The organism is Helicobacter pylori (assembly GCF_009689985.1).
Taxonomy (GTDB): domain Bacteria; phylum Campylobacterota; class Campylobacteria; order Campylobacterales; family Helicobacteraceae; genus Helicobacter; species Helicobacter pylori_CG.
Genome location: NZ_QBAW01000002.1, coordinates 141,099 through 165,131, shown reverse-complemented (window position 1 = coordinate 165,131; position 24,033 = coordinate 141,099). Strand labels below are relative to the sequence as shown.

The 24,033-nt window shown below is 39.5% G+C and carries 35 protein-coding genes, 1 pseudogene and 1 riboswitch; of the genes and pseudogenes, 23 read left to right on the top strand and 13 right to left on the bottom strand.

What is annotated here, in order from left to right; genetic code table 11:
• The 18 genes from rplN to rplQ all read left to right on the top strand — a co-directional run bounded on the left by rplN (window position 1) and on the right by rplQ (window position 8,832).
• Window positions 1–369: a 50S ribosomal protein L14 gene (gene rplN, locus DBU79_RS02815; RefSeq protein ID WP_000616110.1), complete on the top strand. Its 369-nt coding sequence runs from the start codon at window positions 1–3 to the stop codon at window positions 367–369.
• Window positions 369–590 carry a 50S ribosomal protein L24 gene (gene rplX / locus DBU79_RS02810; RefSeq protein WP_000834238.1) on the top strand — a complete coding sequence of 74 codons (222 nt, stop codon included), beginning with the start codon at window positions 369–371 and terminating at the stop codon, window positions 588–590. The genes rplN and rplX overlap by 1 nt, the downstream gene beginning before the upstream one ends.
• Window positions 591–602: 12 nt before the next feature.
• The gene (gene rplE / locus DBU79_RS02805; RefSeq protein WP_000467365.1) at window positions 603–1,148 is read left to right on the top strand and encodes a 50S ribosomal protein L5; all 546 of its coding nucleotides are present in this window, start codon (window positions 603–605) and stop codon (window positions 1,146–1,148) included.
• A 9-nt stretch (window positions 1,149–1,157) separates the two neighbouring features.
• A complete protein-coding gene (locus DBU79_RS02800) occupies window positions 1,158–1,343 on the top strand; it encodes a type Z 30S ribosomal protein S14 (protein WP_001085694.1) in 186 nt (61 codons plus the stop codon).
• Between the two features lie 9 nt (window positions 1,344–1,352).
• Entirely contained in the window at window positions 1,353–1,748 is a 396-nt protein-coding gene (rpsH, locus tag DBU79_RS02795; RefSeq protein ID WP_000245805.1) for a 30S ribosomal protein S8, read from the top strand.
• Between the two features lie 10 nt (window positions 1,749–1,758).
• Entirely contained in the window at window positions 1,759–2,295 is a 537-nt protein-coding gene (gene rplF / locus DBU79_RS02790; RefSeq protein ID WP_000086604.1) for a 50S ribosomal protein L6, read from the top strand.
• Window positions 2,296–2,308: 13 nt separating this feature from the next.
• Entirely contained in the window at window positions 2,309–2,665 is a 357-nt protein-coding gene (rplR, locus tag DBU79_RS02785; RefSeq protein ID WP_000991872.1) for a 50S ribosomal protein L18, read from the top strand.
• 14 nt (window positions 2,666–2,679) lie between these two features.
• The gene (gene rpsE, locus DBU79_RS02780) at window positions 2,680–3,123 is read left to right on the top strand and encodes a 30S ribosomal protein S5 (RefSeq protein WP_001860543.1); all 444 of its coding nucleotides are present in this window, start codon (window positions 2,680–2,682) and stop codon (window positions 3,121–3,123) included.
• 19 nt (window positions 3,124–3,142) lie between these two features.
• On the top strand, window positions 3,143–3,544 hold the full coding sequence (rplO, locus tag DBU79_RS02775) for a 50S ribosomal protein L15 (RefSeq protein WP_000522167.1): 402 nt from the start codon (window positions 3,143–3,145) through the stop codon (window positions 3,542–3,544).
• Window positions 3,545–3,583: 39 nt separating this feature from the next.
• Complete coding sequence (secY, locus tag DBU79_RS02770; protein WP_001030184.1) at window positions 3,584–4,846, top strand: preprotein translocase subunit SecY; 1,263 nt, start codon at window positions 3,584–3,586, stop codon at window positions 4,844–4,846.
• Window positions 4,846–5,607 (top strand): type I methionyl aminopeptidase, encoded by a 762-nt coding sequence (gene map / locus DBU79_RS02765; RefSeq protein ID WP_001018122.1) that lies wholly within the window; start codon window positions 4,846–4,848, stop codon window positions 5,605–5,607. The genes secY and map overlap by 1 nt, the downstream gene beginning before the upstream one ends.
• A complete protein-coding gene (gene infA / locus DBU79_RS02760) occupies window positions 5,607–5,825 on the top strand; it encodes a translation initiation factor IF-1 (protein WP_000090248.1) in 219 nt (72 codons plus the stop codon). The genes map and infA overlap by 1 nt, the downstream gene beginning before the upstream one ends.
• 77 nt (window positions 5,826–5,902) lie before the next feature.
• Window positions 5,903–6,016, top strand: coding sequence for a 50S ribosomal protein L36 (gene rpmJ, locus DBU79_RS02755; RefSeq protein ID WP_000868339.1), 114 nt, complete (start codon window positions 5,903–5,905; stop codon window positions 6,014–6,016).
• 3 nt (window positions 6,017–6,019) lie between these two features.
• The gene (gene rpsM, locus DBU79_RS02750; protein WP_000090809.1) at window positions 6,020–6,382 is read left to right on the top strand and encodes a 30S ribosomal protein S13; all 363 of its coding nucleotides are present in this window, start codon (window positions 6,020–6,022) and stop codon (window positions 6,380–6,382) included.
• 22 nt (window positions 6,383–6,404) lie between these two features.
• Complete coding sequence (gene rpsK / locus DBU79_RS02745; RefSeq protein WP_001129297.1) at window positions 6,405–6,800, top strand: 30S ribosomal protein S11; 396 nt, start codon at window positions 6,405–6,407, stop codon at window positions 6,798–6,800.
• Window positions 6,801–6,809: 9 nt separating this feature from the next.
• Window positions 6,810–7,436, top strand: a complete 627-nt coding sequence (rpsD, locus tag DBU79_RS02740; RefSeq protein WP_000135247.1) for a 30S ribosomal protein S4 — start codon at window positions 6,810–6,812, stop codon at window positions 7,434–7,436.
• Between the two features lie 11 nt (window positions 7,437–7,447).
• Window positions 7,448–8,482, top strand: a complete 1,035-nt coding sequence (locus DBU79_RS02735) for a DNA-directed RNA polymerase subunit alpha (RefSeq protein ID WP_154411466.1) — start codon at window positions 7,448–7,450, stop codon at window positions 8,480–8,482.
• A complete protein-coding gene (rplQ, locus tag DBU79_RS02730; RefSeq protein ID WP_001216119.1) occupies window positions 8,482–8,832 on the top strand; it encodes a 50S ribosomal protein L17 in 351 nt (116 codons plus the stop codon). The genes DBU79_RS02735 and rplQ overlap by 1 nt, the downstream gene beginning before the upstream one ends.
• A 768-nt stretch (window positions 8,833–9,600) precedes the next feature.
• On the opposite strand, the pseudogene DBU79_RS02725 reads toward rplQ, so the two are convergent.
• From DBU79_RS02725 to DBU79_RS02685, 10 genes and pseudogenes are all read right to left on the bottom strand, one after another.
• Window positions 9,601–9,852: pseudogene (locus tag DBU79_RS02725) on the bottom strand (hypothetical protein); the annotation flags it as partial.
• A 204-nt stretch (window positions 9,853–10,056) separates the two neighbouring features.
• A complete protein-coding gene (trpA, locus tag DBU79_RS02720; RefSeq protein ID WP_154411465.1) occupies window positions 10,057–10,845 on the bottom strand; it encodes a tryptophan synthase subunit alpha in 789 nt (262 codons plus the stop codon).
• Window positions 10,842–12,023 carry a tryptophan synthase subunit beta gene (gene trpB, locus DBU79_RS02715; RefSeq protein WP_154411464.1) on the bottom strand — a complete coding sequence of 394 codons (1,182 nt, stop codon included), beginning with the start codon at window positions 12,021–12,023 and terminating at the stop codon, window positions 10,842–10,844. Before trpB ends, trpA begins: the two co-directional genes overlap by 4 nt.
• A 1-nt stretch (window position 12,024) precedes the next feature.
• A complete protein-coding gene (trpCF, locus tag DBU79_RS02710; RefSeq protein WP_154411463.1) occupies window positions 12,025–13,383 on the bottom strand; it encodes a bifunctional indole-3-glycerol-phosphate synthase TrpC/phosphoribosylanthranilate isomerase TrpF in 1,359 nt (452 codons plus the stop codon).
• Window positions 13,376–14,383 carry an anthranilate phosphoribosyltransferase gene (trpD, locus tag DBU79_RS02705; RefSeq protein WP_154411462.1) on the bottom strand — a complete coding sequence of 336 codons (1,008 nt, stop codon included), beginning with the start codon at window positions 14,381–14,383 and terminating at the stop codon, window positions 13,376–13,378. The genes trpCF and trpD overlap by 8 nt, the downstream gene beginning before the upstream one ends.
• Complete coding sequence (locus tag DBU79_RS02700; RefSeq protein ID WP_154411461.1) at window positions 14,380–14,964, bottom strand: aminodeoxychorismate/anthranilate synthase component II; 585 nt, start codon at window positions 14,962–14,964, stop codon at window positions 14,380–14,382. Before DBU79_RS02700 ends, trpD begins: the two co-directional genes overlap by 4 nt.
• A complete protein-coding gene (trpE, locus tag DBU79_RS02695) occupies window positions 14,961–16,463 on the bottom strand; it encodes an anthranilate synthase component I (protein WP_134889785.1) in 1,503 nt (500 codons plus the stop codon). The genes DBU79_RS02700 and trpE overlap by 4 nt, the downstream gene beginning before the upstream one ends.
• Before the next feature lie 131 nt (window positions 16,464–16,594).
• A complete protein-coding gene (locus tag DBU79_RS07890) occupies window positions 16,595–16,744 on the bottom strand; it encodes an anthranilate synthase (RefSeq protein WP_229764006.1) in 150 nt (49 codons plus the stop codon).
• Window positions 16,698–17,756: a glycosyltransferase family 9 protein gene (locus DBU79_RS02690; RefSeq protein ID WP_134889777.1), complete on the bottom strand. Its 1,059-nt coding sequence runs from the start codon at window positions 17,754–17,756 to the stop codon at window positions 16,698–16,700. Before DBU79_RS02690 ends, DBU79_RS07890 begins: the two co-directional genes overlap by 47 nt.
• Window positions 17,757–17,822: 66 nt before the next feature.
• A complete protein-coding gene (locus tag DBU79_RS02685; RefSeq protein WP_097717013.1) occupies window positions 17,823–18,560 on the bottom strand; it encodes a 5'-nucleotidase, lipoprotein e(P4) family in 738 nt (245 codons plus the stop codon).
• Window positions 18,561–18,680: 120 nt separating this feature from the next.
• Between DBU79_RS02685 and DBU79_RS02680 the strand changes: the two genes are divergently transcribed.
• Window positions 18,681–19,229 (top strand): YceI family protein, encoded by a 549-nt coding sequence (locus tag DBU79_RS02680; protein WP_134889776.1) that lies wholly within the window; start codon window positions 18,681–18,683, stop codon window positions 19,227–19,229.
• Between the two features lie 63 nt (window positions 19,230–19,292).
• Here DBU79_RS02680 and tenA read toward each other — a convergent pair whose 3' ends face one another.
• A complete protein-coding gene (gene tenA, locus DBU79_RS02675) occupies window positions 19,293–19,946 on the bottom strand; it encodes a thiaminase II (RefSeq protein WP_134889775.1) in 654 nt (217 codons plus the stop codon).
• Between the two features lie 720 nt (window positions 19,947–20,666).
• On the opposite strand from tenA, the gene DBU79_RS02670 reads away from it, so the two are divergent.
• From DBU79_RS02670 to DBU79_RS02655, 4 genes are all read left to right on the top strand, one after another.
• Entirely contained in the window at window positions 20,667–21,002 is a 336-nt protein-coding gene (locus tag DBU79_RS02670; protein WP_229764005.1) for a pantothenate kinase, read from the top strand.
• Window positions 21,003–21,025: 23 nt separating this feature from the next.
• Window positions 21,026–21,496 carry a hypothetical protein gene (locus DBU79_RS02665; RefSeq protein ID WP_134889774.1) on the top strand — a complete coding sequence of 157 codons (471 nt, stop codon included), beginning with the start codon at window positions 21,026–21,028 and terminating at the stop codon, window positions 21,494–21,496.
• 87 nt (window positions 21,497–21,583) lie between these two features.
• Window positions 21,584–21,694, top strand: a riboswitch (TPP riboswitch).
• Entirely contained in the window at window positions 21,682–22,344 is a 663-nt protein-coding gene (gene pnuC / locus DBU79_RS02660; RefSeq protein WP_134889773.1) for a nicotinamide riboside transporter PnuC, read from the top strand. (Overlaps the previous riboswitch by 13 nt.)
• Window positions 22,332–22,946 carry a thiamine diphosphokinase gene (locus DBU79_RS02655; RefSeq protein ID WP_154411460.1) on the top strand — a complete coding sequence of 205 codons (615 nt, stop codon included), beginning with the start codon at window positions 22,332–22,334 and terminating at the stop codon, window positions 22,944–22,946. Before pnuC ends, DBU79_RS02655 begins: the two co-directional genes overlap by 13 nt.
• Before the next feature lie 20 nt (window positions 22,947–22,966).
• Here DBU79_RS02655 and DBU79_RS02650 read toward each other — a convergent pair whose 3' ends face one another.
• Window positions 22,967–23,362: a hypothetical protein gene (locus DBU79_RS02650; protein ID WP_229764004.1), complete on the bottom strand. Its 396-nt coding sequence runs from the start codon at window positions 23,360–23,362 to the stop codon at window positions 22,967–22,969.
• 236 nt (window positions 23,363–23,598) lie between these two features.
• Window positions 23,599–23,997 (bottom strand): hypothetical protein, encoded by a 399-nt coding sequence (locus tag DBU79_RS02645; protein ID WP_120932979.1) that lies wholly within the window; start codon window positions 23,995–23,997, stop codon window positions 23,599–23,601.
• Window positions 23,998–24,033: the final 36 nt, after the last annotated feature.

Below are 24,033 nucleotides of genomic sequence, written 5' to 3'. Positions count from 1 at the left end.
ATGATACAGAGTTTTACAAGATTGAATGTCGCTGACAATAGCGGCGCTAAAGAAATCATGTGTATTAAGGTGTTAGGAGGCAGTCACAAACGCTATGCGAGCGTGGGTAGCGTGATCGTGGCTTCTGTGAAAAAAGCTATCCCTAATGGCAAGGTGAAACGCGGTCAAGTAGTCAAAGCCGTTGTGGTGAGAACGAAAAAAGAAATCCAAAGGAAAAATGGTTCTTTGGTGCGTTTTGATGACAATGCGGCAGTGATTTTGGACGCTAAAAAAGATCCGGTTGGCACAAGGATTTTTGGGCCAGTGAGCCGAGAAGTGCGTTACGCTAATTTCATGAAAATTATTTCTCTAGCGCCGGAGGTTGTATAATGAAAAGCGAAATCAAAAAAAATGACATGGTGAAAGTCATTGCAGGAGACGATAAGGGTAAGGTCGCTAAGGTTTTAGCGGTGTTGCCTAAGACTTCTCAAGTGGTTGTTGAAGGGTGTAAAGTGGTGAAAAAAGCGATTAAACCTACTGATGATAACCCTAAAGGGGGCTTTATCCATAAAGAAAAGCCCATGCACATTTCCAATGTGAAGAAAGCCTAAGGAGTTGGATACATGTTTGGTTTGAAACAATTTTATCAAAATGAAGTGAGGGCAAAACTCGCTCAAGAATTGGACATCAAAAACCCCATGCTTTTACCCAAGCTAGAAAAAATCGTTATCAGCGTGGGCGCTGGGGCTCATGCAAAAGACATGAAAATCATGCAAAATATCGCGCAAACGATTTCTTTGATTGCAGGGCAAAAAGCGGTTATCACTAAAGCGAAAAAATCCGTTGCAGGCTTTAAGATCAGAGAAGGCATGGCGGTAGGGGCGAAAGTTACCTTAAGGAATAAACGCATGTATAATTTCTTAGAGAAGCTGATTGTGATTTCATTGCCCAGAGTGAAAGACTTTAGAGGGATTTCACGAAATGGTTTTGATGGGCGTGGGAATTACACCTTTGGGATCAATGAGCAGTTGATTTTCCCGGAAGTGGTTTATGATGATATTATGGTCAGTCATGGCATGAACATCACTATGGTAACTTCTACAGACAACGATAAAGAAGCGTTCAAGTTGTTAGAATTGCTTGGATTGCCTTTTGCAAAAGTGAGATAAGGGGTTAATATGGCTAAAAAATCAATGATAGCAAAGGCTCAAAGGAAACCAAAATTTCAAGTAAGGGCTTATACCAGATGCCGCATTTGTGGGAGACCTCATTCGGTTTATAGGGATTTTGGACTTTGTAGGGTGTGCCTAAGGAAAATGGGCAGTGAGGGACTCATCCCAGGCTTGAGAAAAGCCAGTTGGTAAGGATAAGATATGGTAAATGATATAATTGCAGATTCATTAACTCGTTTGAGAAACGCTTCTATGCGCCGCTTAGAATTCACACAGCTTTATTACGCAAAGATCGTGGTTTCTATTTTAGAGATTTTTAAAGAAAAAGGTTTCATTAAAGATTTCAATGTCAAAGATAAAGACAAGAAACAATCGGTTTATGTGCAATTGGCTTATGATGAAAAAGGGCATTCAAAAATCAGCGAAGTGAAGCGCTTAAGCAAGCCTGGTCGTCGTGTGTATAAGCAAAAAAACGAGTTGAAGCGCTTTAAAAATGGCTATGGCGTGATTGTGGTAAGCACTTCTAAAGGGGTGATCACTAACGAAGAAGCTTACAGACAAAATGTCGGTGGCGAAGTGCTTTGCAGCATTTGGTAAAGGATTGAAAATGTCAAGAATTGGGAAAAGAATCATTGAAATTCCAAGCTCTGTGCAAGCGAGCGTGGAAGGGAGTAAGCTTCTTTTTAAAAACAGCAAAGAAAAGCATGAGTTAGAAACTCACAACCGAGTGAAAATCACGCTTGAAAACAACCAATTGAGCTTCCAGCCTGTGGGCGAAGACGCGCAGTCTAGGGCTTATTGGGGGACTTATGGGGCGTTAGCCAACAACATTGTAACAGGCTTAAGCACTGGTTTCAGTAAGACTTTAGAAGTCAATGGCGTGGGCTATAAGGTGGCTTTGGGTAATAAAACTTTGGATTTGAGTTTGGGTTTTAGCCACCCGGTGAAATACCCCATTCCAGCAGGGATTGAAATGGTGGTGGAAAAAAACACGATCACTATCAAAGGGAGCGATAAGCAAAAAGTAGGGCAAGTCGCCGCTGAAATCAGGAGCTTCAGACCCCCAGAGCCATACAAGGGCAAGGGCGTGAAATACAGCAATGAAGTCATTATTAGAAAAGCTGGTAAAACAGCTAAAAAATAAATAAGGTGGAGTGATGAACGCGAAAGCATTGTATAAAAAGAAAGCCTTAAGAGATCGCCGAAAATTAAGGATTAAAAGCAAACTCTTGGGCGATAATTTAAGGCCTAGGGTGAGCGTTTTTCGTTCGAATCGCTATTTCTATGCGCAAGCGATTGATGATGTGAAGCAAAGCACTATAACGCATATTGACGGCAGGAAAATGGGCTTTAAAAACACGCAAGAAGACGCTAAAAAATTAGGCGCTCTCTTTGCTGAAGAATTGAAAAAAGCAGGGATTGAGCGAGCGGTTTATGACAGGAATGGTTACCTCTATCATGGCGTGGTGGCAGCGTTTGCTGAAAGCTTGAGAGAGAATGGGATCGCTCTATGACAGAAAGGAAAGGTATGGAAGAGATTAACAGAGAAGAGTTTCAAGAAGTCGTCGTGAATATTGGCCGTGTAACCAAAGTGGTTAAAGGCGGTAGGCGGTTTCGTTTTAACGCTTTAGTGGTTGTGGGCAATAAAAATGGGCTTGTAGGCTTTGGTTTAGGCAAGGCTAAAGAAGTCCCTGATGCGATTAAAAAAGCGGTAGATGATGCGTTTAAAAACCTAATTCATGTAACGATTAAAGGTACGACTATCGCTCATGATATTGAGCATAAATACAACGCAAGCCGTATTTTACTCAAACCGGCAAGTGAGGGAACGGGAGTGATTGCTGGGGGTTCAACGCGCCCTATCGTGGAATTAGCAGGCATTAAGGATATTCTAACCAAATCTTTAGGCTCCAACAACCCCTATAATGTGGTGCGCGCGACTTTTGACGCTTTAGCGAAAATCAAGGCGTAGTTAAAAAGGAGATATGATAATGGGATTAGAAAATTTAAAACCCGCTAAAGGTAGCGTTAAAAAGATCAAACGAGTGGGCCGTGGTCAAGGAAGCGGCATGGGAAAAACTGCCACAAGGGGCGGTAAAGGCCAAACTGCAAGGACAGGCTATAAGGCTAAAAGAGGCTTTGAAGGAGGGCAACAACCCTTACAACGCCGTTTGCCTAAAATAGGTTTTAGGACTAAAGATTCTCATATCTATTCTATCAATGTGGAAAAGAATGAAGCGATTAAAAATTTAGAAGAAATCACTTTTTCAAGCTTGCGCGCTTTACACCATTTCCCCCTTTATATTGAAGGCGTGAAGTTGATTGGTAAAGACGCTAAAAACTTGGCTTCTAAAATTAAAGATGAGAGAATCAAAACAAGCGGGCAGAAGTAATGCCCCTGTTGTATCAGCTTGATTTAAGAGGAATAGGTTATGAATAAAGCCATTGCTAGTAAGATACTCATCACTTTGGGTTTTTTATTTCTCTACAGAGTCTTAGCTTATATCCCCATTCCTGGCGTAGATTTAGCAGCGATCAAGGCTTTTTTTGACAGCAATTCCAACAACGCTTTGGGGTTGTTTAACATGTTTAGCGGGAATGCGGTTTCTCGCTTGAGCATCATCTCTTTGGGTATCATGCCCTATATCACTTCTTCCATTATCATGGAGCTTTTGAGTGCGACTTTCCCTAACCTGGCTAAAATGAAAAAAGAGCGAGACGGCATGCAAAAATACATGCAAATTGTGCGCTATTTGACCATTTTAATCACCCTAATCCAAGCGGTGAGCGTATCAGTGGGCTTAAGGAGCATTAGTGGAGGAGCCAATGGAGCGATCATGATTGATATGCAAGTCTTTATGATCGTTTCAGCGTTTTCTATGCTTACAGGGACGATGCTGCTCATGTGGATAGGGGAGCAAATCACGCAAAGGGGCGTGGGGAATGGGATTAGCCTTATTATCTTTGCCGGGATTGTTTCAGGGATCCCATCAGCTATTTCAGGCACATTCAATTTGGTCAATACGGGCGTTATTAATATCTTAATGCTCATTGGTATTGTACTGATTGTTTTAGCGACTATTTTTGCGATCATCTATGTGGAATTAGCTGAGCGCAGGATCCCTATTTCTTATGCGCGTAAAGTGGTGATGCAAAACCAAAACAAGCGCATCATGAATTACATTCCCATTAAGTTGAATTTAAGCGGGGTGATCCCTCCTATTTTCGCTTCAGCTTTGCTCGTGTTCCCTTCTACGATTTTACAGCAAGCCACAAGCAACAAAACCTTGCAAGCGATTGCGGATTTTTTAAGCCCGCAAGGGTATGCGTATAATATTTTGATGTTCTTGCTCATTATCTTTTTTGCTTACTTTTATTCTTCTATCGTGTTCAATTCTAAGGATATTGCGGATAATTTAAGGCGTAATGGCGGGTATGTTCCAGGGCTTAGGCCTGGAGAGGGGACTTCATCGTTTTTAAATTCTGTAGCGAGTAAGCTCACTTTGTGGGGTTCATTGTATTTAGCGCTCATTTCTACCGTGCCTTGGATTTTGGTTAAGGCTATGGGCGTGCCTTTTTACTTTGGAGGCACGGCGGTGCTGATTGTGGTTCAGGTCGCTATTGACACCATGAAAAAGATTGAAGCGCAAATTTATATGAGCAAGTATAAAACTTTAAGCGCGGTAGGCTTTTAATGGCAATCTCTATTAAAAGCCCAAAAGAAATCAAAGCTCTAAGAAAAGCCGGGGAATTAACCGCTCAAGCGTTAGCCCTTTTAGAGCGAGAAGTAAGGCCTGGGGTTTCACTTTTGGAGCTGGATAAAATGGCTGAAGATTTTATTAAATCCTCGCATGCTAGGCCTGCTTTTAAGGGGTTGTATGGTTTCCCTAACTCTGTGTGCATGTCCTTAAATGAGGTGGTTATTCATGGCATTCCTACGGATTATGTTTTACAAGAAGGGGATATTATAGGCTTGGATTTGGGGGTGGAGGTGGATGGCTATTATGGCGATTCAGCCCTCACGCTTCCCATAGGCGCAATAAGTCCGCAAGATGAAAAATTGCTCGCTTGCTCTAAAGAGAGCTTGATGCATGCCATTAATTCAATTAGAGTGGGCATGCATTTTAAAGAATTAAGTCAGATTTTAGAGGGCGCTATTACAGAAAGGGGCTTTGTGCCTTTGAAAGGATTTTGCGGGCATGGCATTGGTAAAAAACCCCATGAAGAGCCAGAAATCCCCAACTACCTAGAGAAAGGCGTCAAAGCTAATAGCGGCCCTAAAATCAAAGAGGGCATGGTATTTTGCTTAGAGCCTATGGTGTGTCAAAAACAGGGCGAGCCTAAAATACTAGCGGATAAGTGGAGCGTGGTTTCAGTGGATGGGCTTAACACAAGCCACCATGAGCATACCATCGCCATAGTTGGCAATAAAGCAGTGATTCTTACGGAGCGTTAATGGCAAGAGATGATGTTATAGAAGTGGATGGGAAAGTGATTGAGGCGTTGCCTAACGCCACTTTTAAGGTGGAGTTAGACAATAAGCATGTGGTGTTGTGCCGTATTTCTGGAAAGATGCGCATGCACTATATTAGGATTGCTTTAGGCGATAGGGTCAAGCTAGAGCTTACGCCCTATAGCTTAGACAAAGGCCGGATAACTTTTAGATATAAATAATTTAAGGGTTATTTCAATGAAAATATGTTAGTATAAAAGTTTTTAGTAGTGCCTAATTTTTTCAAAGGAGAAAAATCATGAAAGTCAGGCCATCAGTGAAAAAGATGTGCGATAAGTGCAAAATTATTAAAAGAAGGGGCGTGATTAGAGTGATCTGCGCTACCCCTAAACACAAACAAAGACAAGGATAAAGCATGGCAAGGATTGCTGGTGTGGATTTACCAAAAAAGAAAAGAGTAGAGTATGCCCTTACCTATATTTATGGGATTGGGCTTAAGAGTTCCAGAGAGATTTTAGAAGCGGTAGGCATTTCTTTTGACAAACGCGTGCATGAATTGAGCGAAGATGAAGTGTCTAGTATCGCTAAAAAAATCCAGCAAAGCTACTTAGTAGAGGGCGATTTGCGTAAAAAAGTTCAAATGGATATTAAATCTTTAATGGACTTAGGGAATTATCGTGGGATCAGGCATCGTAAGGGTCTTCCTGTAAGAGGCCAAACCACTAAAAATAACGCTAGGACTCGTAAGGGTAAGAAAAAAACCGTGGGCAGCAAGTAGCGGATAAGGAGATGATGATTTAATGGCTAAGAGAAATGTAGTGGCTAAAAAGAAAGTAGTCAAAAAGAACATTGCTAGAGGGGTTGTTTATATTTCAGCGACCTTTAATAATACCAACATCACTATCACTGATGAAATGGGTAATGTGATTTGTTGGAGCACGGCGGGTGGTTTAGGGTTTAAAGGCTCTAAAAAATCCACCCCTTATGCGGCCCAACAAGCTGTAGAAAGCGCCCTAAGCAAGGCTAAAGAGCATGGCGTTAAAGAAGTGGGCATTAAGGTTCAAGGGCCAGGCAGTGGGCGTGAGACCGCTATTAAGAGCGTGGGCGCGACAGAGGGCGTTAAAGTGCTTTGGATTAAAGACATCACCCCGCTCCCTCATAATGGTTGCAGACCCCCTAAAAGAAGAAGAGTGTAAGGAGGCTTTATGGCAAGATATAGAGGCGCAGTAGAAAGATTAGAAAGGCGTTTTGGGGTTTCTTTAGCTTTAAAGGGTGAGAGGCGATTGAGCGGGAAGAGCGCACTAGATAAGAGGGCTTATGGGCCAGGCCAGCATGGGCAAAGACGCGCTAAGACTTCTGATTACGGGTTGCAGTTGAAAGAAAAGCAAAAAGCTAAAATGATGTATGGCATTTCTGAAAAGCAATTCAGGAGTATTTTTGTGGAAGCCAATCGTTTGGACGGCAATACGGGTGAAAACCTTATCCGTTTGATTGAAAGAAGATTGGACAATGTTGTCTATCGCATGGGGTTTGCGACCACTAGAAGCTCTGCTAGGCAATTGGTAACGCATGGGCATGTGCTTGTGGATGGTAAGCGTTTGGACATTCCCTCTTATTTCGTGCGTTCAGGGCAAAAAATTGAGATCAAAGAAAAAACCAAGAGCAACCCTCAAGTGGTGCGTGCGATGGAATTGACAGCTCAAACAGGGATTGTGCCATGGATTGATGTGGAAAAAGATAAAAAATACGGCATCTTCACCCGCTACCCTGAAAGAGAAGAAGTGGTTGTCCCTATTGAAGAAAGACTCATTGTAGAATTGTATTCTAAGTAAGGGGTTAGAGCATGAAAGTTATCAAAACAGCACCTTTGATCCCATCAGAAATTAAGGTGCTAGAGAAAGAGGGCAATCGGGTTAAGATTTCTCTGGCTCCATTTGAGTTTGGTTACGCTGTTACGCTTGCTCATCCTATTAGAAGACTCTTGCTTTTAAGCTCTGTGGGGTATGCTCCTGTAGGTTTAAAGATTGAAGGCGTGCATCATGAGTTTGACTCATTAAGGGGAGTTACTGAAGATGTGTCGCTTTTTATCATGAATTTAAAGAATATCCGCTTTATAGCTAAGGCGTTAGTGGGGCAGGATAGCTCTTTAGAAAACCAATCGGTTGTGGTGGATTATTCTTTTAAAGGGCCTATGGAGCTTAGGGCTAGGGATTTGAATTCTGAGCATATAGAAATCGTCAATCCGGAAATGCCCCTAGCGACAATCAACGAAGACGCTCAATTGAATTTTTCGCTCATTATCTATAAAGGAATGGGGTATGTCCCAAGCGAAAACACAAGGGAATTGATGCCTGAGGGCTACATGCCGCTAGACGGATCTTTCACGCCGATTAAAAATGTCGTTTATGAGATTGAAAACGTTTTGGTTGAGGGCGATCCTAACTATGAAAAAATCATTTTTAATATTGAAACAGACGGGCAGATTGACCCTTATAAAGCGTTTTTATCAGCGGTGAAAGTGATGAGCAAGCAACTGGGCGTTTTTGGTGAAAAACCCATTGCTAACACGGAATATTCAGGCGATTACGCTCAAAGAGATGACGCTAAAGACTTGAGCGCTAAGATTGAAAGCATGAATTTGAGCGCTAGGTGTTTTAACTGCTTGGATAAAATCGGCATCAAGTATGTGGGCGAACTCGTGTTGATGAGCGAAGAAGAGCTTAAAGGCGTGAAAAACATGGGTAAAAAATCCTATGATGAAATCGCTGAAAAATTGAATGATTTGGGCTATCCGGTAGGCACAGAATTAAGCCATGAACAAAGAGAGAGTTTAAAGAAAAGATTAGAAAAATTAGAAGATAAAGGAGGCAACGACTGATGAGACACAAACACGGATACCGCAAGCTTGGGAGAACCAGCTCGCACAGAAAGGCGTTATTAAAGAATTTAGCGATCGCTTTGATTGAGCATAACAAAATTGAAACAGGGATTTATAAAGCTAAGGAGTTGCGCAGTTACATTGAGAAATTAACGACAGCGGCTCGTGTTGGCGATTTTAATGCGCACCGCCATGTTTTTGCGTATTTGCAAAACAAAGAAGCCACCCACAAGCTTGTAACTGAAATCGCGCCCAAATACGCCCAAAGAAATGGCGGATACACCAGGATCCAACGCACCACTTTTAGAAGAGGGGACGCTTCCACTCTAGCTACCATTGAATTTGTGTGAAATTTAATAAACTGCTAACCAAGATTTAGTCTTGGTTGGTGGTTATCGCTTTGATTTTATCTTATTTTAAAAGAAGCACTCAAAAGCTTTGACTTTGTTTTATTGATCATGAAATTTAAAAAATCTAAAAAGCATTTTCTGTAATCAAAATATAAAAGAGCTTGGCGTTAGTTAAGCGATAACCTCCAAACTGCAAAAATAAAGTAACTAAAAACCCCATTTTAATTTTCAAGTTCAACATTTGGAGAAAAAAATGGAATTTGGTAAAGAATTGTTCACAGAACTTGCTTTAAAAGTGGAAGCTTTTTGTGTGAAAAAATATGGTCAGAATTTGTGTAATTGTTTAAAAAATCAAAATAAACTCAAAACTCACACTGGCTTTTATCCCACCCTTTAATTGAGCGGTATTCCTTACATTTTTATTAAGACTTCTAATTGGTTTGATGATTTTAAGAAATCCAACTGCTGGAGATTGAGCCAGATGGATTCAAGCGTATTTTGAGACACGCTAGATATTGGCTATTCGTTTATGCTAAACTGCTTTATTTTAGCCGATATAGGTATTGGGTTGATTTGTTCGCTTTGTAGTGGTTTTGTTGAAAAAATATGAACTCCTATTATTGTGTCCGCCACGCAGTGTGCATTAAAAACACTAAACCTACCACTTCCACGCAAAGCGAAACTGAATCAATCTTTCTCTACTTGCTAACTCAAACGCTTCTTAACTTGACACAATATACAGACAAAAACTTGCCTAACAAAACCCGCTTATAAGAACTTTTGATACACCAGCACTACCGATTTAGGTGTAGAGCTAAGGCTAAAATAACTATCTGTAGCTTCATTGAGCGAGCCAGAAAAGAGCGTTTTTAAACGCAAGTTTTTTAAGGGGTATTTGAGGTTTTTAGAAGTGAATTGGGCTTTAAGATCTAAGCTAAAAAGCGAGATTTGCTCCCCTTTAAAACTAGGCAAAGTAAAAGGGGTTTCTAACACCCTAAAAAGACCATAGTCGCTTATGGCTTAATATATGAAAATTAGCCTTTTTTATTATCAAAATACCTGCGATTTAAGCCGCTATCAACCACACTACAAGGTTACTTTTATATTGTTGTTAGGCTTATGGCGGTAATTTCTACGCTAACGCCATAATAACACGCATGCAATAAAGCCTGATGATTGTTAGTCTATAATCTTTAATTCTTGACACAACAAAGCCTAAAAGCCTTAAAAAATCATTCCTCCTATAAACCCTTTAATTTTTTCTAGCATGGCGTTTTCATTGTTTAAATTTTCTTCTATGATTTTGACTAACGCTGAGCCGCAAATCACGCCATCAGCGCCCATTTCTTTAGCGTTTTTGATGTGTTCTTTTTGAGAAATGCCAAAGCCCAGTAAGGCTGGGGTAGGGCTAAAGGTTTTTAAGGTTTTAATAATAGTGCTTGCGTCATTTTTTAAAGTATGGCTCGCCCCTGTAACCCCACTCCTGGCTAAAGTGTAGATATAGCCTTGCGAATGCATGGCGACTTGTTCTAAATCTTTACTGCTCGCATTAGGGCTGGCGATAAAGATCTGCTTGATTTGGTGTTTTTGAGCGGATTTGATGACTAATTCTTTTTCTATTAGGGGCATATCCGCTATTAAAACGCTATCCACGCCGCATTCTTTGATTTGGGCGTAAAAATTATCCACGCCATAAGAAAAAATGAGATTCGCATACGCTAAAAGCCCTATGGGAATGTGGGGATTGTAATCTCTGATCGCCCTTAAAAGCTGGAAATTTTTAGCCATGCTAGCATGTTTTAACGCCCTTAAATGGCTCGCTTGTATGGTAACGCCATCCGCTACCGGATCAGAAAAAGCAAAACCCAACTCTAAAGCGCTCACCCCGCTAGTGATTAAGGTTTTAATGATTTCAAAACTCCATTCATAATTAGGATCGCCCAAGGTTACAAACGGGATAAACGCCATTTTTTCTTGTTTTTTTAAGGTTTCAAACATGTTTTTATACCTCATTTTAAACCCCCTTTTAAAGCGTTATAAACGGTGCTTAAATCCTTATCCCCACGACCGCTTAAATTCACCACAATGATGCTTTCTTCTTCGCATTTTTGAGCGAGTTTTAAGGCATACGCTAAAGCGTGTGAGCTTTCTAGCGCCGGGATAATGCCTTCTTTTTTGCACAACAAACTAAAGGCTTCTAGCGCTTCAAGATCGCTTGCACTTTCATAAATCGCGCGCCCGCTTTCTTTTAAATAGCTGTGTTCTGGCCCCACTCCTGGATAATCAAGCCCGGCGCTAATGCTATGGCTTTCTGTAATCTGGCCTTCATCATCTTGTAAAAGATAGGTTTTATTCCCATGCAAAATCCCCACACGCCCCTTATTCAAAGTCGCCCCATGCTTATTGGTTTCTAGCCCTAAACCTGCTGGCTCTACGCCTATGAGTTTAACCTCTTTGTCGTTTAAAAATGCGCTAAATACCCCTATAGCGTTAGACCCCCCTCCAACGCATGCGATAACATAATCAGGCAAGCGGTTTTCTTTTTCTAAAATTTGGCTTTTAACCTCATCGCCTATCATCTTTTGAAAGGTTTTAACCATCGTAGGGTAAGGGTGTGGCCCGGCGGCTGTGCCTAGCAAATAATGCGTGTCCTTGTAACTGCTCGCCCAATCCCTTAAGGCCTCATTCACAGCGTCTTTAAGCGTCGTGCTCCCTGAATTAACCTCTCTGACTTCAGCGCCTAATAAGCGCATTCTAAAAACATTCATTTCCTGGCGCTTGATGTCTTTAGTCCCCATAAAAATCACGCATTTTAAACCCAACAACGCACAAGCGATAGCCGTCGCCACGCCATGCTGCCCAGCACCTGTTTCAGCAATGATCCTTTTTTTACCCATTTTTTTGGCTAAAAGGGCTTGCCCTAAAGCCTGATTAGTCTTATGTGCCCCGCCATGGATTAAATCTTCTCGTTTTAGATAAAGCTTAACTTTAGGGTTAGAAACGATATTTTGACACAAGGTTAAGGGGCTAGGACGGCCCACAAAATCTTTTAAAAGATGGAAATATTCTTTTTGGAATTTCTCATCTTTCAAACACGCATCAAACGCCTGTTCTAATTCTCTTAATGCAGGCACTAACAATTCTGAAACAAAACTCCCTCCAAACTCCCCAAAATACGCTTTTTTATTCATTTTAATACTCTCTTAAAATTCGGGCTAATCGCTTGATTTTATCCTTATTTTTAATCCCAGGGCTTGTTTCTAAACCTGAATTGAAATCCAAACCCAACGCTTTAACTTTCAAGGCTTTTTGAATATTATCCAAATTAAGCCCACCAGCTAACATGAAAGGCGTTTTGACATTTTCTAAAATACCCCAATCAAAACTCACGCCATTGCCTCCCATTTTATCCCCTTTAGTGTCGTATAAAATCAGAGAGGCTTCTTGAATTTTAGGCGCTAAATCTTTAGCGTTCATCACGCTCACTACTTGCCAAATCGCGCAAGTTTTAGGGAGCACTTTTTTTAATTGAGCGATTTTTTTAGGCGAATAGTCATAAAGCTGCACCGCTTTTAAATCAAGCTTTTTAACGATTTTTTGAATTTTTTTAATTTTATCTTTCACAAACACGCCTACAAAATCCAGTTTTTTAACCGCTTTTGTGATTTTTAAGGCTTCTTTAGGCTTGATATATCTGGGCGAAGATTTTTCAAAAATCAAACCCCCATAAATGAAATGGTTTTTATAAACGGCTTTAGCGTCTTTAATCCTTGTAAGCCCGCACACTTTATTTTCGCCTAAAATCAATTTAATGCATGCTTTTTTCAAATCCTTTTCTTTCATTAAAGAGCTACCCACTAAAAAACCATTCACATAAGAGGCTAGGGCTTTGATTTGCGCATGCGAATAAATACCGGACTCACTGATAATGAGCGTGTCTTTAGGCAATAAGGGGCGTAATTCTAGCGTGTGAAAAATATCGGTTTTTAAGGTGTGTAAATCCCTGTTATTGATGCCTATAATGTCGTATTGGAGTTTGAGCAAGCGTTCAATTTCTTGCTTGTTGGAAACTTCAGTTAACACGCTCATGTTTAAGGATTTGGCGAGGTTAAAGAGCGCTAAATAATTTTTATCATCTAACGCGCTTAACATTAAAAGCACCGCATCAGCTCCCATCATTCTAGCGAGTTTGATTTGAAAAGCGTCAATGATAAAGTCTTTGCATAAAATGGGCTTGGTGGAATGCTGCGAAACAATCTTAATGTTTTCATAAGAGCCTAAAAAATATTTAGAATCAGCTAAAACTGAAACGCAGGAGGCAAATTTTTCATAAGTCTTGGCTATTTTTAACAGATCAAAATCTTTTCTGATCAAACCTTTAGAGGGCGATGCTTTTTTGCATTCTAAAATAAAGCTTGTCTTTTTTTCTAATAACGCTTTTTTAAAATCCCTGTCGCTTGGGGTTATGTTTGCGGGCAAGGTGTGATTTTTTTTGAGTGCAGAGACTTCTAGGAGTTTGTCTTTAAGGATGTTTTCTAACACGCTAGGCATGGCTTAATCTTATGATTTTTTGCAAATGCGTATAAGGCGCTTTGGTTTTTAAATGCTCTAAAGTCATGCCCACGCCCTCTTTTAAATCTTTAGCCCTATGGCTTAAATACAACAAACTCGCCACATTCGCCACAACCACCATCGTATGCGAATTTTTGCCTTTATTTTCTAAAATATCTAAACACGCTTGAGCGCTTTCTTTGGCGTTTCCAATCTGCAATTCTTTCAAATCATAGGGGGGTAAATCAAAATCTTTAGCGCTCAAGTCATACTCTAAAATTTCGTTATTTTTCAATTCACACGCATGCGTAATGTCGTGCAACACGATTTCATCTGTCCCCCCTCCATTAACCACCATCGCCCTTTTAACGCCTAAAGCCTTCAAGGCTAGTGCCATAGTCTTACACAAAGATTTGTCATACACGCCTAAAAGCTGGATTTTTGGCCTTAAGGGGTTGATTAAAGGCCCTAAGCAATTAAAAATCGTTTTAGTGAAAAGCTCTTTTCTTAAGGGGGCGGATTTTTTAAAACTTTGATGGTATAAAGGCGCGAATAAAAACCCAAAACGCGTTTGTTTGAAGCAATTCTCTAATTGCGTGGGGTTCATTTCAATATTCACGCCTAAATTTTCCAACAAATCCGCGCTCCCGCTATGACTGGACACGCTCCTTGATCCGTGTTTAGCCATAGATAACCCCATAGAGCTGGCAATGAGCGCGGCAATCGTGCTAATATTAATCGTTTTTAACCCATCGCCCCCTGTGCCGCAATTGTCTATTAAATCCAATCCACTATTAAAAGGCTTAGGGGCATGCTCTAAAAGCGTGGTTGCAGCGACGCTAATCTCCTTAAAGCTCTCGCCCTTGATTTTTAAAGCGCACAAAATTGCCCCAAGTTGCGCCGGGCTTACTTTTTCGTTGATAATAAGGGTGAATAACTTTTGGACTTCTTCATCGTTCAAGTCTTTTTGATGATAAAGGGTGTTTAAAATATCTTTCATGATAACCCTTTTAAAAACCCCACGCTTTGCTCCAACAACGCCCTCCCTTGTAAAGTCATGATGCTTTCAGGGTGGAATTGATAGGCTAAGATTTTATCTTCTTCATTGACAATAGCCATAGGGATATTGTCATGCTCAGCGATCACTTCTAAATTTTTAGGCAATCCGCTTGCCATTAAAGAATGGTAACGCCCCACCACCATGCTCTCCCCTAAGCCTTTAAAAACGGCATGCTTTTTGAGCGTGATAGTTGTCGCTTTGCCATGCACGATTTCTTTGCTCCTTATGATTTTAGCCCCATAGCTTTGCGCTAAAGCTTGCAAGCCTAAACAAACCCCTAAAATAGGGAATTTCTTTTTAGCCATTGCAATGATTTCTAAAAGATTGCCTGAACTGCTAGGGTTACCAGGCCCGGGTGAGATGAACAATAAAGGGGTTTTTGATTCTTCATGCATTAAGCCCATGAGATAACTCGGCTCAATATCGTTTTGATAAACGGCCACTTCATAACCCAAACACTCCAATTCATACACCAAGTTATAAGAGAAAGAATCAAAATTATCTATAAAAAAGATTTTCATAAGCTTGTTTTCCTGATCGCATCAATAAGGGTTTGCGCTTTGGCTCTTGTTTCATTCGCTTCGTTTTGCGGCACGCTGTCTAACACGATACCGGCTCCTGCTTGGATCACCGCTCTATTGTTTTTGACAAAACATGAACGGATAGTGATGCAAGAATCCATAGAACCCTCGCTATTTAAATACCCCACGCTCCCCCCATAAGAGCCTCTCCTTTGGTTTTCTAATTGGTAAATGAGCTTGATCGCAGAGATTTTAGGCGCCCCGCTGAGCGTGCCGGCGTTCATAAAACTCCTGTAAGCATGCAAACTATCGCACCCTTTTTTCAATTCCCCCACAACCCTTGAAACTAGATGCATGACATTGGAATATTTATCCACTTTTAAAAGCTTGTCGCAATAGCGCTTTTTTGAAACTCTGGCCATGTCGTTTCTGGCTAAATCCACTAGCATGATGTGTTCAGCCCTTTCTTTATAGTCGTGTTGCAAATCAAATTCCATTTTACTATCCAAATCGTAATCAATATTCCCTTGTTTGTCCTTACCCCTTAAACGAGTGCCAGCAATGGGATAAATTTCAGCCGTGTTGGTTAGAGCGTTGTATTTTAAGGCGCTCTCAGGGCTTGCCCCAAAAAGGATAAAATCGCTGTCTTTGATATAGAACATATAAGGGCTAGGGTTAGAGAGCTTTAAATGATAATACGCGCTCAAACCCTCCAAGCACTCCATATAAAAGCTGCGCGACAACACCGCTTGAAAGATCTCGCCCTTTTTGATTTCTTCTTGTAAGGACAGCACCCTTTTTTCAAACTCGCTATCATCACAACTAACGCTAACTTCTCTACTTTGCTTAGCTTTTTTAGGGATAAAATCGCTTTTAATATTTTTAGCCAACTCTTTTAAATCCTGTAATTCTTTAGCTATCTCTGTTTTAAAGCGTTCATCAAAACACGCCCCCAAGATTTCAGCACTCTTTTCTTTATGGTCTATGATGATCAAATTTTGCGCGACATAAAAAATAAAGTCATGCGCGGTGTTGTCTTGTGCTTTTAAGTTAGGTAAATCTTCAAAAAAATTGAGCATTTCAAAAGAAAAAACGCCCGCGCTTAAAAGCGTAAAAGGGTGTTTGGGTTTTGTTTTAACGCTTTTAAAAAGCCCCCTTAAAGCGTCAAAAGGGCTAGGCTCAAAGAGTTTTAAAAACTCATCTTGCGTTTTTTTATTTTTGGTGTAGGTTAAGGTTAGGGCGTTGTCTTGTATGGGCGTTTTAAAAAACGCGCTCAATTTTTGCAAAAACGCCCCACCATTAGGCGTTAGGCTAGTGATGGTTACGATATTGTGGTTGCAAATTAGCTTCAAACAGGCTTTAGCCATTAATAGGGATTTGGTGTGCGCTTTGCTCTCAATCTCAGCGCTTTCAAAAAGCAAGGTGTGCTCGCGCTCTAATTTTTCATAAAGAGCTAGGGGATAGGGAATATAAGGGGCTTTTTCTATAAGACTAACCATCAATTTCTTTGCATTAAAAATAAACTCGTATTCTACAAGAAATAGATAAATGGGCAATAAATTAATAGCCTTATTAGAGCTTGCAAGGGCTAATCTAACTTAAACTCAAATTGGATTTCTCAAGGCTCAATTTATGAAGAAATTAGAAATTTTAATTTAGGAATGTGAAAAACTACTTTAATCAGATTAAATTTTTTAGCGTTGTTAAGGCTACTTGTGTGGTGCTTGTTGTCGTTATCTTTCTTGTGTGCGGCAAGAAAGATTGGGTGCGATAAATTCAAGGATAGTTTCACTCTCTTTTTTGATGTCAATCAAACCCATATCGTTTGAGCCATTAGGCGGGGTGATGCCTAAAAAACGCTCATTAAAAGGCCGCCATCGGGCAATAGAAGCGCTGAGTTCGTTAGGATAAAACCCGATAGATTGGTTGTCAAATAAAGCGTTCACATGCAAAGGGCCTGAAGCGTTCCCGATATAGACGCTTAAATTCGCGCACAATTTGGCTAAATCCACTAAACTATGGCTCGTATCATAGAGGTGAGCGAGAGGGACTTTTTTAAGGAGTTCTTCTGTGGCTTTTCTCTCGCCTGGTCCGCAAATAAGAATGATCTCACAATTCAAATTCTTGTGTAAAAAATCAATCAACTTAATGAAATGCGAAGCAGGCAATACGGGCGAACTGCCTCCGCTATGCATATGCACGCCAATCCACAATAGATCAACATTAGCGTTGAGTTTTGAAGCGATGATGGATCGCTCTTTGGATTTGTCTTTAAGCTTCCATGCGATTTTTTTAAGTTGGGCGTTAGGGAGGTTGTGATCTTTACAAAACGCATGGATTAAGTCCAAATTGTATTCGTATTCGGTTTTTAAGCATAATGATCGGCTTTGACGCACGCTCTTTTGATACAGCCAAGAATAGATTTTAGTCTTTGGGGCTAGGATATAAGGAATGGATTTCCTCAAACGAAAAGCGAGTCTGGCGTTTTTAAAATTAGAAAATAAAAAGATAAGAGCGTCAATGGATTTACTTTTGAGAGTAGCGGCCAAATGGTTGTCTTCTATAATGACTTCATCAATGAAAGGGAATTCTAAAGCGATTGGGGTGGTATAGCTAGGCACAACCACGCCCAAATACACTTCCTTGCCTTTTTCTAAAAAAGCATGCTTTAGAGCGATTAAAGCGGGGATCGCTAAAATAAAATCGCCTAACTTGTCGTTACGGATCACAAAAACTTTTTGAGAGTTTTCTTTATCTTTACATTTTAAATCTTCAAACCCTACAAAATCCATAGCTCCGCCTAAGAGATCAAATTTTTTTCATGTCAGCAAAAATCGTTCTTATGCGATGGATAAATTTTATTTTTTATTCTGCCATGCTTTTATAGGCTCATCTTCCCATGTGCCATAGAGAGAATTGGGTAAAATGATCCACTCTGTGCCGAATTTTTGAGCGTTTTGCAAGACTTTAGCTCGTTGTTCTTGGCTGTTTTTAGCGTCTTTAGCAAAAATAGCGTCAAAATCATGCAAAGTGTCGCCCACTTGTAAAACAATCGCATAATCCTTAGCGACTAATTCTCGCCTAACGGCTTTAGGCTTGCCTTTTTCTTTTAGTAAAACGGATTCTTCACTCACTTGGGGGAGTTTGAAACTTTTGAGCGTTTTTAAAGTGAATGCCTTATTTTTTTGCGTGCGGTTAGAAATGTAAAAAATCTTAACGCCCTTAGAATTAGCGTATTCTAAAAAGTCTAGCGCTCCAGGAATGAGCGTAAGAGAGCCTTCTTTTTCAAATTTATCCCAAGTTTCTGGGGTGTATTTAATGCAATTTTTGACTAAATAGCCCGCATAATCAAAAGTGTTTAAAACGGTTTCATCTAAATCCAAGATGACGGCTGGCTTTTTGTCTTTAACGAGCTTGAGGTTATTGTCTAGCGCCATTTTCGCCATTTTGTAACTTTGCAATTGCAAGGCTCTAATTTCAGCGCTTTGCTGATGATACTTAACGCTTCTTGTTATGGGCGAAACGCATTCTTTGGCATTTAACACACTCATCAAACTCAATCCTAATAAAACTGATGCAAGGGTCTTTTTTATCATAACAACACCTACCTAATGGGGATTTTTTGTATTATACCTTAAAACAGATGATTAGGAGTATTCCATTAACCAATTTGTTGTATAGTTGGCGTTTTTAATTCAAAATGAAGCGAGGAAACAATGAAAAAAGCGTTAGCGTTCACCCTTTTGGGCGTTAGTTTGGCGTTTGCAAAACCTTATACGATTGATAAGGCAAACTCTAGCGTGTGGTTTGAGGTTAAGCACTTCAAATTCAATGAAACAAGAGGCGTGTTTGATAGTTTTGATGGCAAAATTGATGCCGATCCTAATACCAAAGCTCTCAATGTTTTTGAGGGTAAAATTGATATTAAAAGCATTAACACCAGGAACAAAAAAAGAGACGACCACTTAAGGACAGCAGAGTTTTTTGATGCCATGAAATACCCCAAAGGGAGCTTTAAGATGACCAAATACGAAGATGGTAAAATCCATGGGGATTTGACTCTTCGTGGCGTAACCAAACCTGTCGTATTGGAAGCCAAAATCCAAGCCCCCTTACAAAACCCCATGAATAAAAAAGAATTCATGGTGCTACAAGCTGAAGGCAAAATCAACCGCAAGGATTTTGGTATCGGTAAAACATTCAATGATGCTGTTGTCGGGGATGAAGTAAAGATTGAGCTCAAACTAGAAGCTTACGCTCAATAATCGTTTTGCAAGAGATAGGTATTTTCTTCTCTTGCGTTTTTCTAACGGCACAAAAACCTTTATTCAACTTTGATACGCCATATCCCAAAACAGATATTCGTATTCGCTTGTAGTGATAAAAATCTCCTTTAATTTTTCAATTTCTTGTTTTGAAGAAGCGAGGGTGAGGGAATCAAGCAAATTGATATTCCAATTTACGCACGCTTGAAATTCTTTGGAACTATAGCCTTTAATCCAATGCCCATAAAAGGCATGCTCTAAAGCGTTTGGGATTTGGCTTAAATTTTGCGCGATCACTAAATAGCTCCAAGCGCAAGCCAGAACAGCCGCCGTAACTTCTTTGATAGAGCCTTTAAACCCTTCAGCGAGCATGTAGCTTGTATAGGATTTATTCGCTAGAGTGGGGCGCGCGTTTTGCAATTCTTTTTGAGTGATTTGAAGTTCTCTAATGTAATGGTTATGGATACTCATCTCGTTATTTAAAATATCTTGTATAGCGTTAGAAAACTCCCTCATCACCGCTTCATCACAAGCTTTAACTACGCCTAAAGCAAACACCTTAGCGTATTCTAAAAGAAACAAATAATCCTGAATGATATAAAAACGAAATTTATCTCTTTCTAAAGTCCCACGCCCTATGCCTTGAACGAACGGATGGGAAATACAATCCCCCCAAATAGATTGTGCGTTATTATACAGATATTGTGAAACTTGCATTTTTACACTCCTAAAACCAATTCAATACGCATTCTAACACGAAAGCTCTCAATATGGTATAAAAATTTGCTTTTAAAAGATTTGTGAGTGGACTCTTGCTTTCAAAATTTGAACGCTGTATTAAAATATCTGTGATTTTGAATAGCGATTAATGATATTATGGGGCTTGTATTGCCTTTATGTTGTTTAAGATTGGCTATCATTTGTAGTCATGCAAAGGTTAATTCCATCTCGCTCTGTAGGTTTTGATTTTTAGAAGTTTTTATTATGGGAACTTGCAGTATGGCACTTACAAGATAGGAGTCAATCTTAGATGCATGGTTTCAAACCTATTACAGAGCGAGATGGAATCAACCTTACTATTTATGATTGGTTTAACCTCTTCATATCGGCCAAAACTTCAAATAGTTTAGCATAAAAATAAAAAAGCGTCTAATATATTCAAAATAGGCGTTCAATTTTTAAGCGGTTGGTGTAAAAACGCAATTAAAGGCTTTAATGCTTGAAACTTAACGCTCTAAAACGCTTAAAAAATACTAAAACCATAAAACCAATGATTTACTTTAATCCTGTAATTTGTGTAGAAACAAAACACTTATTGAGCTTTTTGTGATCTTTTGCTGATTTGTAACAACGCTTTTAAATAGGGTTGTGGTATAAATATTCTTATCAGGGTGTGCCAAACATGCCTTGAATCTCAATTTTATGAAAGGATTTGTTATGAGTGGATTAAAAGCATTTAGTTGTGTAGTGGTTTTATGCGGTGCAATGGCTAATGCGGCTGTAGCTAGTCCTAAAATAGAGGCAAGGGGTAAATTAGGCAAATTTATAGGGGGTGGTGTTGGGGGTTTTGTTGGTGATAAAATTGGAGGAGCAATTGGAGTTCCTGGAGGTCCAATGGGTATTGGATTAGGGAGATTTGTTGGTGGCACAGTAGGAGGATATATTGGGTCTGAAGTAGGCGATAGAGTAGAAGATTATATCCGTGGCGTTGATAGAGAGCCACAAACCCCAAGAGAACCCACCTATGATCGTCATTTTGTGTATGATAGGTAGTTTTGGGTGAGAAAGGAGAGAGCATGAATATCAAAGAGCGTTTGAGCATCTCTGAATATCGATGGGCAGTGGCTATAGTCTATGCGGGATGCATATCCACATTTCCTTATAGCCAAGGCGCTGTCGATCCACTTTTTAGCCCTAAAGACAGCTATTGTGCATGGCTAACAATCTTAATAGCGGCTCTATTGTCTAACCTTTTATTTGACCCACGAGGTAGGGATTGTTATAAATCCTTACAAGTAAGATACCCTAGGTTTCTCAAAGCCATTTTTAAGGCTAGGTTTTTTGGCGCGTTTCATGACGCTGTGTTAGGGGCAAGGCTAAGGGATTTTTATGTGATGCTTTTAACGATGCCCTTTATTGCCGCTATCCATGAAATTTCAGCGTATTGCGGGCATCCTAGCAATCTCCTTATAGAGGGTTTGGTTATGCTTGGCTTTCTTGTGTGTTTTGGGATTTGTGTTAGGCTTTGTGCTAAATTAGGGTGGTGATTTAACCCAAATGCAATTAAATGGAGAGGGGAGTAAAAAAATTAAAGAAACTTTAAAGCGCGTTCTCACTGATTTGTGTTACAATGAGAAGCATTTAAGGGGTGCTTTTTAAAACGCTCAAGTTTTTAAAAGGCTGAGATTAAACCCGTAGAACTTGTCAAGGTAATTCTTGCGTAAGGAATAACATGTTAATAACCACCCAACTATCCAAACGATTTTACGCCACGCTCATTCTTTCTTGCGTGTTTTTAATTACCACTAACATCCTTGTCAAAGGCTCATTTGTTAATCTTTTAGCAGGGCTTAGTGGGGTTTTGTATGCGTTTTTTGCCGGAGAAAGGCAAACGATTTGCTTTGTGTTTGGTCTTGTTTATAATTTGAGTTACGCTTATGTCGCTTATCAGTGGAAATTAAACGCTGATGTGATTTTATGCCTTTTTTTGTATATGCCAGTAACGATTTATGGGCTGTTCGCATGGAAAAAGACAGAGCAGCATGAAGGCGTTATCAAGGCTCAAAAATTTCCCAAAAATTGGCGTTTTGCGCTCGTTTTAGGCGTAGGGGTTTTAACTTATGCGAGCGCTTTGTTTTTTAAAGAGATTAAAACGAATTTTTTATGGGCAGAGAGTTTTAATTTCGTCATCTTTATTATTGCTTTTATTTTACAGGTTTTGCGCTATATAGAAAATTATGCGCTAGTAACTTTGGGGAATATCGTGTCCATTATTGTGTGGTTTTGTATTTTCCAAATTTCTACAGAGAGTTTGGTGCAACTCTTCACAACGATTCTATACCTTTTTATTGGCTTGTATTATTTTAACCGCTGGAATCAGTCATGCAAGCAGTGATCTTAGCGAATGGGGAGTTTCCTAAATCCCAAAAATGCTTAGACCTTTTACAAAACGCTCCCTTTTTAATCGCATGCGATGGGGCTGTTATGTCATTGCATGCGCTTCAATTCAAGCCCAGCGTTGTTATAGGCGATCTAGATAGCATTGATTCGCATTTGAAAGCTTTGTATAACCCTATATGTGTGAGCGAACAAAACAGCAACGATTTGTCCAAAGCCTTTTTTTATGCTTTGAATAAAGGCTGTGATGATTTCATTTTTTTAGGGTTGAATGGCAAGCGAGAAGATCATGCCTTAGCGAACACTTTTTTATTGCTGGAGTATTTTAAATTTTGCCAAAAAATCCAAGCCATAAGCGACTATGGTCTTTTTAGGGTGTTAGAAACCCCTTTTACTTTGCCCAGTTTTAAAGGGGAGCAAATCTCGCTTTTTAGTTTGGATCTTAAAGCCCGATTCACTTCTAAAAACCTCAAATACCCCTTAAAAAACTTGCGTTTAAAAACGCTCTTTTCTGGCTCGCTCAATGAAGCTACAGATAGTTTTTTTAGTCTCAGCTCTACACCTAAATCGGTGGTGTTAGTGTATCAAAAGTTTTCATAAGTGGGTTTTGTTAGGTAGGATCAAACAAATAGCATGGCTGTATGACAATAAGAGATCTTGTGGTTAGTTTGGGAGCTATTATTACTTGTGCTAAAATCTTTATAAGTCTTTACACCCACAACCACTACCACCGCAATAAAAATTACGATAAGCAAAACAATGGAGACCTTATATTCTTTTGAGTCAGTTTTATTGAAATTTTGATTGCTGTTTGCAATATCTTTTACAAAACGATAGAGAGAGTGTAATAAAATGAGAGTGAAAAACGATGCGAACATGAATAAGTATAAGGCAATTAAACCATCTAGCCCTTTCTTATCAAAAATAGCCAAATTAATTTTAAGCCCACTCAAACGCCATAAAGATAGCAGCAAAGATCCCAAGAATAGCAACAAAATCTCTTTTTGTGTTGTCAATTTGACCCTTTATGGTGCTGGTTTGGTTTGTTATGCTATTAATTTCTTCTTTAAGGTTTTTAGGCTTTGTTGCACCAAAAAATTAAAGATCACAGATTAACAATCATCAGGCTTTTTATTGCACATGCCTTATTATGGTGTTAGAGTAGAAAATACCGCCATAAGCCTAATAACAATATAAAAGTAGCCTTGCAGTGTGGTTGATAGTGGCTTAAAATCGCAGAACTATTGATTGTTTAGTCCTTTTCGTCTTCGGGTTCTATGTCTATTGTGTCATCATATTTAATTCCAGGTTTATTTTTTTGTGTTGGGTAACCATAATAGATTTCTAGAAGTTCTCTTTGAACTTGAAATTCTTCTTCCATAAGTTTCTTTTCTCTTTCAAAAGATTCTTTTTCTCTCTTAAAAGATTCTCGTTCTTGCACCTCGCTTTTTTCTTTTATTTCAAGTTGAATGCCTCTTTCTTCAAGTTGTTTTTTCTTTTCTACAAGCATTTCAGATCTTATGTTAGCTAGTTTGTGCCACATCGGTTCCATGTGGGCTTTCATGTCTGTTTCCGGAAGACTATTGTGAGCGATTTTCATCCTATGAGTAATAGTATTCTTTTTCTCATTGTTATGATTATCTGTATTCATAAAAATCCTTTACGATTGATTTAAAACTTTTCATTA

Excerpts from the sequence above, each read along its gene's own strand:
- rplN (WP_000616110.1), top strand. The coding sequence starts at position 1 with ATGATACAGAGTTTTACAAGATTGAATGTCGCTGACAATAGCGGCGCT.
- rplX (WP_000834238.1), top strand. The coding sequence starts at position 369 with ATGAAAAGCGAAATCAAAAAAAATGACATGGTGAAAGTCATTGCAGGA.
- rplE (WP_000467365.1), top strand. The coding sequence starts at position 603 with ATGTTTGGTTTGAAACAATTTTATCAAAATGAAGTGAGGGCAAAACTC.
- DBU79_RS02800 (WP_001085694.1), top strand. The coding sequence starts at position 1,158 with ATGGCTAAAAAATCAATGATAGCAAAGGCTCAAAGGAAACCAAAATTT.
- rpsH (WP_000245805.1), top strand. The coding sequence starts at position 1,353 with ATGGTAAATGATATAATTGCAGATTCATTAACTCGTTTGAGAAACGCT.
- rplF (WP_000086604.1), top strand. The coding sequence starts at position 1,759 with ATGTCAAGAATTGGGAAAAGAATCATTGAAATTCCAAGCTCTGTGCAA.
- rplR (WP_000991872.1), top strand. The coding sequence starts at position 2,309 with ATGAACGCGAAAGCATTGTATAAAAAGAAAGCCTTAAGAGATCGCCGA.
- rpsE (WP_001860543.1), top strand. The coding sequence starts at position 2,680 with ATGGAAGAGATTAACAGAGAAGAGTTTCAAGAAGTCGTCGTGAATATT.
- rplO (WP_000522167.1), top strand. The coding sequence starts at position 3,143 with ATGGGATTAGAAAATTTAAAACCCGCTAAAGGTAGCGTTAAAAAGATC.
- secY (WP_001030184.1), top strand. The coding sequence starts at position 3,584 with ATGAATAAAGCCATTGCTAGTAAGATACTCATCACTTTGGGTTTTTTA.
- map (WP_001018122.1), top strand. The coding sequence starts at position 4,846 with ATGGCAATCTCTATTAAAAGCCCAAAAGAAATCAAAGCTCTAAGAAAA.
- infA (WP_000090248.1), top strand. The coding sequence starts at position 5,607 with ATGGCAAGAGATGATGTTATAGAAGTGGATGGGAAAGTGATTGAGGCG.
- rpmJ (WP_000868339.1), top strand. The coding sequence starts at position 5,903 with ATGAAAGTCAGGCCATCAGTGAAAAAGATGTGCGATAAGTGCAAAATT.
- rpsM (WP_000090809.1), top strand. The coding sequence starts at position 6,020 with ATGGCAAGGATTGCTGGTGTGGATTTACCAAAAAAGAAAAGAGTAGAG.
- rpsK (WP_001129297.1), top strand. The coding sequence starts at position 6,405 with ATGGCTAAGAGAAATGTAGTGGCTAAAAAGAAAGTAGTCAAAAAGAAC.
- rpsD (WP_000135247.1), top strand. The coding sequence starts at position 6,810 with ATGGCAAGATATAGAGGCGCAGTAGAAAGATTAGAAAGGCGTTTTGGG.
- DBU79_RS02735 (WP_154411466.1), top strand. The coding sequence starts at position 7,448 with ATGAAAGTTATCAAAACAGCACCTTTGATCCCATCAGAAATTAAGGTG.
- rplQ (WP_001216119.1), top strand. The coding sequence starts at position 8,482 with ATGAGACACAAACACGGATACCGCAAGCTTGGGAGAACCAGCTCGCAC.
- trpA (WP_154411465.1), bottom strand. The coding sequence starts at position 10,845 with ATGAGGTATAAAAACATGTTTGAAACCTTAAAAAAACAAGAAAAAATG.
- trpB (WP_154411464.1), bottom strand. The coding sequence starts at position 12,023 with ATGAATAAAAAAGCGTATTTTGGGGAGTTTGGAGGGAGTTTTGTTTCA.
- trpCF (WP_154411463.1), bottom strand. The coding sequence starts at position 13,383 with ATGCCTAGCGTGTTAGAAAACATCCTTAAAGACAAACTCCTAGAAGTC.
- trpD (WP_154411462.1), bottom strand. The coding sequence starts at position 14,383 with ATGAAAGATATTTTAAACACCCTTTATCATCAAAAAGACTTGAACGAT.
- DBU79_RS02700 (WP_154411461.1), bottom strand. The coding sequence starts at position 14,964 with ATGAAAATCTTTTTTATAGATAATTTTGATTCTTTCTCTTATAACTTG.
- trpE (WP_134889785.1), bottom strand. The coding sequence starts at position 16,463 with ATGGTTAGTCTTATAGAAAAAGCCCCTTATATTCCCTATCCCCTAGCT.
- DBU79_RS02690 (WP_134889777.1), bottom strand. The coding sequence starts at position 17,756 with ATGGATTTTGTAGGGTTTGAAGATTTAAAATGTAAAGATAAAGAAAAC.
- DBU79_RS02685 (WP_097717013.1), bottom strand. The coding sequence starts at position 18,560 with ATGATAAAAAAGACCCTTGCATCAGTTTTATTAGGATTGAGTTTGATG.
- DBU79_RS02680 (WP_134889776.1), top strand. The coding sequence starts at position 18,681 with ATGAAAAAAGCGTTAGCGTTCACCCTTTTGGGCGTTAGTTTGGCGTTT.
- tenA (WP_134889775.1), bottom strand. The coding sequence starts at position 19,946 with ATGCAAGTTTCACAATATCTGTATAATAACGCACAATCTATTTGGGGG.
- DBU79_RS02670 (WP_229764005.1), top strand. The coding sequence starts at position 20,667 with ATGAGTGGATTAAAAGCATTTAGTTGTGTAGTGGTTTTATGCGGTGCA.
- DBU79_RS02665 (WP_134889774.1), top strand. The coding sequence starts at position 21,026 with ATGAATATCAAAGAGCGTTTGAGCATCTCTGAATATCGATGGGCAGTG.
- pnuC (WP_134889773.1), top strand. The coding sequence starts at position 21,682 with ATGTTAATAACCACCCAACTATCCAAACGATTTTACGCCACGCTCATT.
- DBU79_RS02655 (WP_154411460.1), top strand. The coding sequence starts at position 22,332 with ATGCAAGCAGTGATCTTAGCGAATGGGGAGTTTCCTAAATCCCAAAAA.
- DBU79_RS02645 (WP_120932979.1), bottom strand. The coding sequence starts at position 23,997 with ATGAATACAGATAATCATAACAATGAGAAAAAGAATACTATTACTCAT.